This is a genomic window from Janthinobacterium aquaticum, from assembly GCF_009208565.1.
GTDB lineage: Bacteria > Pseudomonadota > Gammaproteobacteria > Burkholderiales > Burkholderiaceae_D > Janthinobacterium.
In genome coordinates, this window is the sequence record NZ_WFLK01000010.1 from 219775 (window position 1) to 229705 (window position 9931).

Below are 9931 nucleotides of genomic sequence, written 5' to 3' on the forward strand. Positions count from 1 at the left end.
CCACCTCAGCTGTTCTGCCTCAAGTGCCTTTTAATACGCTAAAAGCGTCATGAAATCCTCACTTTTACCCAGGCCTTCCTCAATACCTGTAGTGAATTTACTTTTTTCTGATGTATGATATTCGCACAACGCACGGCCATCGCTGCAGCCCCGCGGCGAACCGCGCTCCCACATAACCGAGACCTTCATTCCAGCCGAACGCCATGCGCCAGCCCGCCGAACTCACACCAGTCCCTGCCATTACTGCCACCGCCAGCTTCCAGCAACTGCAAGCGCATAGTACCGCCATGCGCGAGGCGCAGCTGCGCCAGCTGTTTGCCGCCAACCCGCAACGCTTTGCACAGATGACGGTCGACGCGGCCGGCCTGCTGCTCGACTATTCGAAAAACCGGCTCGACGCCACCACCATGTCGCTGCTGATGGATCTTGCGCGCGAACGCGGCGTGGAAGCCCAGCGCGAAGCGATGTTCACTGGCGAGAAAATCAATCTTACCGAACATCGCGCCGTTCTGCATACTGCCTTACGCGCACCGCGCGGCAGCAAGCTGGTGGTCGACGGCCAGGATATCGATGCCGACGTGCAGGATGTCCTGCAGCGCGTGAAGGCATTTACCGACAAGGTACGCAATGGCAGCTGGGTAGGCTACACCGGCAAGCCGATCAGCGACGTGGTCAATATCGGTATCGGCGGCTCGGACCTGGGCCCGAAAATGGCCTGCCTGGCGCTGCGCTCCTACGCCAACCCGAACCTGGAAATGCATTTCGTCTCTAACGTGGACGGTCACGACATGGAAGCGACGCTGTCGAAGGTCGATCCGGAAACCACGCTGTTTATCGTGGCCTCGAAAACTTTCGTCACCGCCGAAACCATGCTTAACGCCAATACGGCGCGCGCCTGGTTCCTGCTTGAAGGCGAAGAAAAAGACCTGGCCAAGCATTTTGTGGCCGTCTCGACCAATGCCGCCGCCATCGTCGACTTCGGTATCGATCCGGAAAACATGTTCCCATTCTGGGACTGGGTCGGTGGGCGCTATTCGGTCTGGTCGTCGATCGGCCTGTCGGTCGCGCTGGCGGTCGGCTTTGAATACTTCAGCGACTTCCTGGCCGGCGCGCACGCGATGGACCAGCATTTCCGCAGCGCACCGCTGGAGCAGAACATGCCGGTGGTGCTGGCCATGCTCGGCTTCTGGAACCGCCAGTTCCTCGACTGCAGCTCGGTGTCGATTGCACCGTATCACCAGGACCTGAGCCGCTTCCCGGCCTACCTGCAGCAGCTCGATATGGAAAGTAACGGCAAGCGCGTGACCAAGGACGGCAAGGCCGTCGATGTACCTACCGGCCCGGTCATCTGGGGCGAATGCGGCACCAATGCCCAGCACGCCTACTTCCAGCTGCTGCATCAAGGCACGGACGTGACGCCGATCGATTTTATCGCCGCGCTGCGCGCCACGCACGACCTGCCGGGCCACCATGACGCCCTGCTGGCCAACTGCTTTGCGCAGTCGGAAGCATTTATGACCGGCAAGACCGGTGACGAAGTGCGTCTTGATCTGCAGGCGCAAGGCTTGCCAAGCGACGAAATCGAAGCTTTGGTGCCGCACAAGACCTTCCCCGGCAACCGTCCGAGCAACACCATCGTGATGGATCAGCTGACGCCAGCCACGCTGGGCGCGCTGATCGCGCTGTACGAGCACAAGACCTTTGTGCAAGGCGTGCTGTGGAACGTCAACAGTTTCGATCAGTGGGGGGTGGAACTGGGCAAGGTGCTGGCCAAGAAAATCCAGGGCGAACTGAGCGGCCAGCCGGAACCGGAAAAACACGACAGCTCGACCAACGGCCTGATCGCGCTGGCGCGCGCCGCCAAGTCGGCCTATCAGTAAGGAACGTCATGAGCGAAATCAAGGATATCAGCCAGCAAGCCATGCAGGTGGGCGAATGCCCGCTGTGGCACAGCGAGGAAGCGGCCCTGTACTGGGTCGATATCGACGGACGCGCCGTGCACCGCTACCATCCGGAGAGTGGCGCACGCCAGCAATGGAGCATGCCGACCGAACCGTCGGCGCTGGCGATCAATGCCGGCGGCGGCCTGATCGTGGCGCTGCGCAGCGGCTTTGCGCACCTCGACACCAACACCGGCAGCCTGGCCGAAGTGGCGCCGGCGCCATTCGACATGGCCACCACCCGCTTTAACGACGGCAAGGTTGACCCTGCCGGGCGCTTCTGGGTCGGCACCATCTACGAGCCGCGCACCACGCCGTCGGCGGAAATGTTCGTGCTGGAAAAAGGCCAGGTGCGCAAAGCCTGGTCGGGCGGCATGACAGTCTCGAACGGCCTGGGCTTTTCGCCTGACGGGCGCAGCATGTACCACTCGGACACCACCAGCCACCGCATCGACCGCTTTGATTTCGATGTGGCCAGCGGCGCCATTTCCGAGCCGCATGCATTCCAGCGCTTTTCCACCGACAAGAAAGCCGCCGATTACGGTGGCCGTCCCGACGGCGCCGCCGTCGACAGCGAAGGCAACTACTGGTCGGCAATGTTCGAAGGCGGCAAAATCCTGCGCTTTGCGCCCGATGGGACTTTATTGGGAGAAATTGCGGTGCCAGCGCGCTGCCCGACCATGGTGACCTTCGGCGGCCCGGACCTGCGCACGCTCTATATCACCACCGCCAGCCATAACCGCTCGCCAGAAGAAATCGCCGCCTACCCGCTGACCGGCCATGTGCTGGCGGTGCAGGTGGATGTGGCGGGACAAAAAGAAAACGTTTATCAGGCGTAGGTCGGATTAGGCCCCAAAGGGGCCGTAATCCGACAACTGTGTTGGCAATGATTACGGCCCGCGGCCCAACATTGCTGGCGTCATCGGTGTTGTCGGATTACGGCCCGAAGGGCCTAATCCGACCTACGCCGACCCACGACGATCAGCGTCGACCGGCGCCGCCGCCATTACCTCGCCAGCACCTTGCGAATGGTATCAGCCAGCTCGGCGGCCACGAATTTGGCCACATAGCCATCGGCGCCCACGCCCTTGACGTGGTCTTCGTTGGTCGAGCCGGTCAGCGAGGAGTGGATCACTACCGGAATGGTCGCGAAGCGGCCGTCGTTCTTGATATTGCGCGTCAGCGTAAAACCGTCCATTTCCGGCATTTCCAGGTCGGTCAGCACCAGTGCAACCTTGTCTTTGGCGGTCTTGCCTTCGCTGGCGGCCTGGCTGGAGATGGCCTGCAGGCGATCCCAGGCTTCCTTGCCGGTCTTGGTCATAATGAACGGCACGCCCATCGCTTCCAGGCCTTTTTCGATCAGCGAACGGGCCAGCGACGAATCGTCGGCGGCCAGGATGACCGAACCGGCAGGCAGGCGTACCTGGTCGCCGATGGTGGTCTTGTCCACGTCTGCGTCGCCCGAGGGCAGCACATTGCGCAGGATCTGCTCGACGTCGAGCACCTGTGCCAGACGCGTCTTGTCGGTGTCGCCGTCGAGGCGGGCAATACTGGTGACCAGGCCGCCGCCGACGCTCGATTCGGCCGACAAGACCTGATTCCATTCCAGGCGCACGATCTCATCGACCTCTTCCACCGCAAACGCCTGCGTCGAACGGGCAAATTCGGTCACCATCAGAATTTTCAAGCCATTGCTCTTGCAGCCGACCGCCATCGGCAGGTCGATCACCGGCACGATCTGGCCACGGATATTGACCACGCCCAGCATATGCGGATGCGAGCCGGCCACTGCCGTGATGGCCGGCATTTCCATGATTTCACGCACCTTGAACACATTGATGCCGAACAGCTCGCGGCTGGTCGAATGGTCGCTGGTGCCGAGCTTGAACAGAAACAGTTCGAATTTATTATTGCCCGTCAGGCTCGTGCGTTCATCGACGTCTTGCTGCATTGAATTCATTATTTCCCCTTGAACCATCTTATATGTGAGTCCGCCATACCGCGCGCCACCAATTGATGACTGATGGCTGATGCCAGGCGCGGTGACGTCGGGAGGCGGATTCGGGGCTGGGCCGACGCAGCTGCGCAGAAAAATGCTGGCCAGTTTATGGCTGGCGCATACGGCGGATTATACGGTCAATTTATTTCCTGAAAGTTACTTTCAATCGCCGAAGCGACCGGCGTGCAGTTTTCTTGCCAACCTTGTTGCTACAGCGCAAATCAGACGGGTTTCAATGATTTTTTTGGCAATGAAAATCATGGCTGGCGGTCAACCTTATTGAAAAATAATCAAACGTATCCGGACTGCGCCAAACGCTCTGGCGCGCATATAATGAAGACAGTGGCACGGCCAGACATCATGTAGTAAAATTTCTTGCAATTGGCTGTTCTACGTAGTAAATTTACACCACGAATTTACGGTAGCGTCACACTGCGGCACCACGCGGCGATAAACGACAGGCGGCGCGCCACCGCGCGAGCGCCGTTCAGCACCTTCCCGGCTCCGGCTCCTTTACTTTTGCGACGACACTCATATTATGGCTCTTACCGATTTTGATCTGGTCCTGTTTGGCGGCAGCGGCGATTTGGCAATGCGTAAATTGCTGCCTGCGATGTATGCGCGCGATGTGGCAAACGACTTGCCGCCGACGGCGCGCATCATCTGCGTAGGCCGCCAGGACAGCGGCCAGGACGCCTTCCTGAAAATGGTGGAAACCAATTCCCGCCCGCATATCAAGGCCAGCACCATGAACGCGGCCACCTGGAGCAAGTTTTGCGCGCGCATCGTCTATGTGTCGCTCAACGCCAGCGATGCCAACACCTATGCGCCGCTGGTCGAGGCACTGCGCGACCCTGAACTGACGCGCGTGTACTACCTGGCCACGCCGCCGCACCTGTTTGCGCTGATCTGCGACAACCTCGAAGAAAACGGCCTGGTCACGCCCAATTCGCGCGTGGTGCTGGAAAAGCCGCTGGGCCGCGACCTGGCCAGCGCCAAGCAGATCAATGCCGAAGTGGGCAAGGTCTTCCAGGAATCGCAGATCTACCGCATCGACCATTACCTGGGCAAGGAAACCGTGCAGAACCTGATGGCCTTGCGCTTCGGCAATATCCTGTTCGAGCCGCTGTGGCGCCGTGAATGGATTTCCGATGTGCAGATCACGATTGCCGAAAAGCTGGGCGTGGGCAACCGCATGGGTTACTACGACACCTCGGGCGCGCTGCGCGACATGCTGCAGAACCATCTGCTGCAACTGCTGTGTATCGTGGCCATGGAGCCGCCAACGTCGATCGCACCGGACGCCGTGCGCGATGAAAAGCTGCAGGTGCTGCGCTCGCTGAAAAAATTCACGCCGACCACGCTGGCGCAAAACATCGTGCGCGGCCAGTACCGCGCCGGCCATGTCGACGGCGCCACCGTGCCGAGCTACCGCGACGAACCCGATGCGCCGCAGCATTCGCGCACCGAAACGTTTGTTGCCATGAAAGCCGAGATCGATACCTGGCGCTGGGCCGGCGTGCCGTTCTACCTGCGTACCGGCAAGCGCATGGCCGACAGCCTGGCCGAGATCGTGGTGCGCTTCAAGCAGATTCCGCATTCGATCTTCAACCAGCCGACCTCGAGCTTCCAGCCGAACTGCCTGGTGATCCGTTTGCAGCCGGACGAAGGCCTGAGCCTGAACCTGATGGCCAAGACGCCGGGCGAAGGCATGCGTTTGAAACCGGCCGAACTGGAACTGGACTTCCGCGAATCGTTCAAGACGCCGCGCATGGACGCCTACGAGCGCTTGCTGCTCGACGTACTGCGCGGCCAGCTGACGCTGTTCATGCGCGGCGACGAATTGGAAGCGGCGTGGGAATGGGTCGAGCCGATCCTGGAAAACTGGGAACAGAACGACAACGCGCCGATTCCGTACACGGCCGGCACCTGGGGCCCTGCGGCAGCGAGCGCACTGATCGGCCGCGACGGCTTGCAGTGGCGCGAAGAAGCTTTGCCTGAAGACTAAGCAATGCTGCTAGACTCGATCCGCACCCAGCTCGACTCGCTCTCGAAGTCCGAGAAAAAAGTCGCGCTGGCGGTGCTTGACCAGCCGAACCAGACGGTCAGCGGTAACATCACGGCGCTGGCCAAGGCGGCGCAGGTGTCCGAGCCGACCGTGGTGCGGTTTTGCCGCACGCTGGGCTACGACGGCTGGCACGAGTTCAAGCTGCGCCTGGCGCAAGGTCTGGCGCTGGCCATGCCGGGCGCCAACGAGCAGCCGGCGCAGGACGACCTGGCGGCCGACCTGGTCAACAAGATCTGCAGCCGCTCGATCAATACCCTGCTCGACCTGCGCAACAACCTGAACCCGGAAGCGATCCAGCGCGCGCTCGATATCCTGTCGCGCGCCAGCAAGATCGAGTTCTACGGCCAGGGCACCTCGGGCATCGTGGCGGCCGATGCGCAGCATAAATTCTTCCGCTCGGGTGTGCCCACGGTCGCCTACAGCGACCCGAATATCCACAGCATTGCCGCCGCCCTGCTGCGCGGCGGCGACGCGCTGGTGGCCATCTCGCAGCGCGGCAACAGCCCGGCGCTGGTGCGCTCGGTCAAACTGGCGCGCCGTGGCGGCGCCGATGTGATCGTGCTGGCGCCATCGGGCACGCCGCTGGCCGAACTGGCCACGGTGCTGATCCCGATCGACCTGATCTTCAACACCGACCCGTACACGCCGATCTCGGCGCGCCTGGCCTATCTGGTGGTGATCGATGTGCTGGCGGTCGGCCTGGCGCTGCAGCGCGGCCCCGAATTTCGCAAGAAAATGCAGAACGCGCAGAAGGCGCTACAGGAATTCGACATGCAATTCGATTCATTCATCGGCTAAGCAGGCAAACGGCGCATGTGCTACAGTGCGGGCATTATTTGCCGCATTCACAACTTTGCGCCATGCCCAACCGTTCTGCCCAGCGCATTCAACTGCTCAACACCCATGTACCCGGCCTCGATGAAATACTCGGTGGCGGCTTTCCTGCGCATAGTCTCTATCTGATCCAGGGCCTGGCCGGCAGCGGCAAGACCACGCTGGCCTGCCAGATTGCTTTCGAGCATGCGCACCAGGGCAAAAAGGTGCTGATCCTGACGCTGATCGCCGAAACCCACGGCAAGATGCTCAATCATCTGAGCAACTTCTCGTTTTTCGACGAAAGCCTGGTGGGCGAGCGCATCAGCTTTATCGGCGCCTACAGCGACCTGCTCAAGGGCGGGTTGCGCGAACTGCTCAAATCGATTGCCGCCACGCTGGCCGAGCAACGACCGGACATCATGATCATCGACGGCTTTCGCACCGTGCGCGAAGCCAAGCCGTCGGACCTGGCCTTGTCCGAATTCATGCTGTCCTTGAATTCGCTGGTCTCGACCATGGCCTGTACCACCTTCCTGCTCTCGCCTACCGAGGGCAATGTGGCCGATTCGGAAAACACGCTGGTCGACGGTCTGATCGAGCTGGGCCAGTATGAACGCGGTCTGCAGCTGATCCGTGAAATCAAGGTTTTCAAGCTGCGCGGCAGCAAGCATCTGCTGGGCCGCCACGTGTTTGAAGTGGGCGAAGACGGCATTGCCGTCTATCCGCGCCTGGAAGCGGTCAGCAGCACCTCGGCCGCCATGCCGCCGGTATCGCGCGAGCGCCTCGGTTTTGGCATTGCCGGCTGGGACCACCTGACCAATGGCGGCGTAGCCAAGGGCTCGACCACCGCGCTGCTGGGCAACCCGGGCGTGGGCAAGACCCTGATGGGGCTGCATTTTATCCACGAGGGTTTGCAGCGCGGTGAAACGGCGCTGATCGTCGGCTTTCACGAGTCGCCGCAGCAGATGCTGGAAAAGGCGCGCAATGTCGGCCTGGAACTGCAATCGTACTTTGACAGCGGCGCGCTGCAAATTATCTGGCATCCGCCGCTCGAAGTGCTGGTCGACAGCCTGGCGCGCGACGTGCTGGAAAACATTGCGGCACGCAAGGTCACGCGCATGCTGCTCGATGGTCTCGACGGGCTGAGCGACATCGTGCTGCACGAAGGGCGTTCGCGCGCCTTCCTGTCGGCCTTTGTCAACCGATTGCGCGTGCTCAACGTGACCACCTTCCTGACGCAGGAGCTGCCTTACTTCGGCAACGCTCACGTGCAGAACGAAACGGCGGCGTCGGTGCTGTTTGAAAATATCATTCTGCTGCGCTACGTCAACGTCGATGGCATCAACCTGCGCCAGATCGGCGTGCTCAAACTGCGTGAAAACGGCTATAACGCAGCCAATCATGTGCTGCTGATCTCCAGTCAGGGCATGAGCATCGACGGCCCGGCGCCGCCGACCGTGCTGCCGGCCTTTAACGGATAGTGGGCGGGCATGATCGACCACTCAGTCCCTGTCGACGGCAATCCCGATGGCAAGCTCATCTTGGTAGTTGACGATGAGTTCGACCTGCTGTCGGCCTATACCATGCTGTTCGAGCTCAAAGGCTTTCGTGTGCGTACCGCCGGCAACGGCGCCGAGGCGCTGGCGGCGGCACGGCGCGAGCCGCCTGACCTGGTGGTGTCCGACTTCATGATGCCGGTGATGAACGGCGGCGAGCTGTGCCTGGCATGGCGTGCCGATCCGGCGCTGCAGGCAATTCCGTTCATCCTGTCGAGCGCAGGCATTATCCCGGGCGAAGTGCAGCCGGTATACGACAGCTTCTTTCGCAAGCCGGTGTCGTTCGATGTGCTGCTGGCTGAAATCGACAAGCTGCTGGCACGCCAGCCATAGAGCTGGCCATAATTGTCATGCTGACCACGGCGGGTTGAGGGTAAAATAAACCCGCAAACAAACCCTTATCAGATTGGCAGCGCACATGAACCAGCTCGAACAACTCAAGCAATACACCACCGTCGTAGCCGATACCGGCGACTTCCAGGCCATCGAACAGTACACCCCGCGCGACGCCACCACCAATCCTTCGCTGATCTTGAAAGCGGTGCAGAAGGCCGAATACAAGCCGCTGCTGGAAAAGGCCGTGCGCGACCATCCGAACGCCAACAATGGCGAAATCATCGACCGCCTCCTGATCGCCTTTGGCGAGAAAATCCTGGAAACCATCCCCGGGCGCGTGTCGACCGAAGTCGATGCACGCCTGTCGTTCGATACCGAAGGCACGGTAGCCAAGGGCCGCGACCTGATCGCGCTGTACTCGAACGCCGGCATTAGCCGCGAACGCGTGCTGATCAAGATCGCCTCGACCTGGGAAGGCATCCGCGCCGCGCAGATCCTGGAAAAAGAAGGCATCCGCTGCAACATGACGCTGCTGTTTTCGTTGGCCCAGGCGATTGCCTGCGCCGAAGCCGGTGCGCAGCTCATTTCGCCGTTTGTCGGCCGCATCTATGACTGGTACAAAAAATCGACCGGCATCGACTACGTCGGCGCGGAAGACCCGGGCGTGCAGTCGGTCAAGCGCATCTACAACTACTACCGCAAGTTCGGCTACAAGACCGAGGTGATGGGCGCAAGCTTCCGCAATACCTCGCAGATCATCGAACTGGCCGGCTGCGACCTGCTCACCATCAGCCCGGACCTGTTGCAAAAGCTGGCCGACACCGATGCACCGCTGGAACGCAAGCTGAGCGCCGACGCCGCCCCCGGCAGCAATATCGTGCAGATGACGCTCGATGAAAAAGCCTTCCGCTTCATGATGAACGAAGACGCGATGGCCACCGAAAAGCTGGCCGAAGGCATCCGCGCCTTCTGCGTCGATTCGGGCAAGCTCAAGCAGATGATTTCTGCGCTGCGCTGATAGGTTCGCGTGCGATTACGCGGCTTTGGCGCTGGTTTGACGCCGTGGGTGGTGTCGGATTACGCCCTGCGGGCTAATCCGACCTTGTATTATTCCTCTCATGCGGTTGATGGTGTTGCGAACAACATTAACCGCTGTCAAAATTCTTGGTAGGCATATCAAGACCGGGTAACTGGATGCTGTATCCGCCCTTAGGCT

9 protein-coding genes are annotated in these 9931 nt (G+C 60.8%); 8 read left to right on the plus strand and 1 reads right to left on the minus strand.

What is annotated here, in order from left to right; all coding sequences use genetic code 11:
* The first annotated feature begins 203 nt into the window (after positions 1 to 203).
* The gene (pgi, locus tag GCM43_RS16940; RefSeq protein WP_152246361.1) at positions 204 to 1880 is read left to right on the plus strand and encodes a glucose-6-phosphate isomerase; all 1677 of its coding nucleotides are present in this window, start codon (positions 204 to 206) and stop codon (positions 1878 to 1880) included.
* 8 nt (positions 1881 to 1888) lie between these two features.
* A complete protein-coding gene (locus tag GCM43_RS16945) occupies positions 1889 to 2779 on the plus strand; it encodes an SMP-30/gluconolactonase/LRE family protein (RefSeq protein ID WP_226929526.1) in 891 nt (296 codons plus the stop codon).
* A gap of 167 nt (positions 2780 to 2946) precedes the next feature.
* Here the strand turns inward: GCM43_RS16945 and GCM43_RS16950 are convergent, their stop codons facing one another.
* Positions 2947 to 3900, minus strand: a complete 954-nt coding sequence (locus GCM43_RS16950; RefSeq protein WP_152246363.1) for a chemotaxis protein — start codon at positions 3898 to 3900, stop codon at positions 2947 to 2949.
* 70 nt (positions 3901 to 3970) lie between these two features.
* Here GCM43_RS16950 and GCM43_RS16955 point away from each other — a divergent pair, with 70 nt between their 5' ends.
* The 6 genes from GCM43_RS16955 (at position 3971) to tal (ending at position 9733) form a co-directional block, all read left to right on the plus strand.
* The gene (locus tag GCM43_RS16955; RefSeq protein ID WP_152246365.1) at positions 3971 to 4222 is read left to right on the plus strand and encodes a hypothetical protein; all 252 of its coding nucleotides are present in this window, start codon (positions 3971 to 3973) and stop codon (positions 4220 to 4222) included.
* A gap of 255 nt (positions 4223 to 4477) precedes the next feature.
* A complete protein-coding gene (gene zwf, locus GCM43_RS16960; protein WP_152246367.1) occupies positions 4478 to 5947 on the plus strand; it encodes a glucose-6-phosphate dehydrogenase in 1470 nt (489 codons plus the stop codon).
* A gap of 3 nt (positions 5948 to 5950) precedes the next feature.
* Positions 5951 to 6805, plus strand: a complete 855-nt coding sequence (locus GCM43_RS16965; protein WP_152246369.1) for an SIS domain-containing protein — start codon at positions 5951 to 5953, stop codon at positions 6803 to 6805.
* Between the two features lie 62 nt (positions 6806 to 6867).
* Positions 6868 to 8304 carry an ATPase domain-containing protein gene (locus tag GCM43_RS16970; protein ID WP_152246371.1) on the plus strand — a complete coding sequence of 479 codons (1437 nt, stop codon included), beginning with the start codon at positions 6868 to 6870 and terminating at the stop codon, positions 8302 to 8304.
* 9 nt (positions 8305 to 8313) lie between these two features.
* The gene (locus GCM43_RS16975; RefSeq protein WP_152246373.1) at positions 8314 to 8712 is read left to right on the plus strand and encodes a response regulator; all 399 of its coding nucleotides are present in this window, start codon (positions 8314 to 8316) and stop codon (positions 8710 to 8712) included.
* 85 nt (positions 8713 to 8797) lie between these two features.
* Positions 8798 to 9733, plus strand: a complete 936-nt coding sequence (gene tal / locus GCM43_RS16980) for a transaldolase (RefSeq protein WP_152246375.1) — start codon at positions 8798 to 8800, stop codon at positions 9731 to 9733.
* Positions 9734 to 9931: the final 198 nt, after the last annotated feature.

What these genes read in the sequence shown, in the direction of transcription:
- GCM43_RS16965 (WP_152246369.1), top strand. Translation starts at nt 5,951, where the DNA reads ATGCTGCTAGACTCGATCCGCACCCAGCTCGACTCGCTCTCGAAGTCC.
- GCM43_RS16955 (WP_152246365.1), top strand. Translation starts at nt 3,971, where the DNA reads ATGCCAGGCGCGGTGACGTCGGGAGGCGGATTCGGGGCTGGGCCGACG.
- GCM43_RS16950 (WP_152246363.1), bottom strand. Translation starts at nt 3,900, where the DNA reads ATGAATTCAATGCAGCAAGACGTCGATGAACGCACGAGCCTGACGGGC.
- pgi (WP_152246361.1), top strand. Translation starts at nt 204, where the DNA reads ATGCGCCAGCCCGCCGAACTCACACCAGTCCCTGCCATTACTGCCACC.
- tal (WP_152246375.1), top strand. Translation starts at nt 8,798, where the DNA reads ATGAACCAGCTCGAACAACTCAAGCAATACACCACCGTCGTAGCCGAT.
- zwf (WP_152246367.1), top strand. Translation starts at nt 4,478, where the DNA reads ATGGCTCTTACCGATTTTGATCTGGTCCTGTTTGGCGGCAGCGGCGAT.
- GCM43_RS16945 (WP_226929526.1), top strand. Translation starts at nt 1,889, where the DNA reads ATGAGCGAAATCAAGGATATCAGCCAGCAAGCCATGCAGGTGGGCGAA.
- GCM43_RS16975 (WP_152246373.1), top strand. Translation starts at nt 8,314, where the DNA reads ATGATCGACCACTCAGTCCCTGTCGACGGCAATCCCGATGGCAAGCTC.
- GCM43_RS16970 (WP_152246371.1), top strand. Translation starts at nt 6,868, where the DNA reads ATGCCCAACCGTTCTGCCCAGCGCATTCAACTGCTCAACACCCATGTA.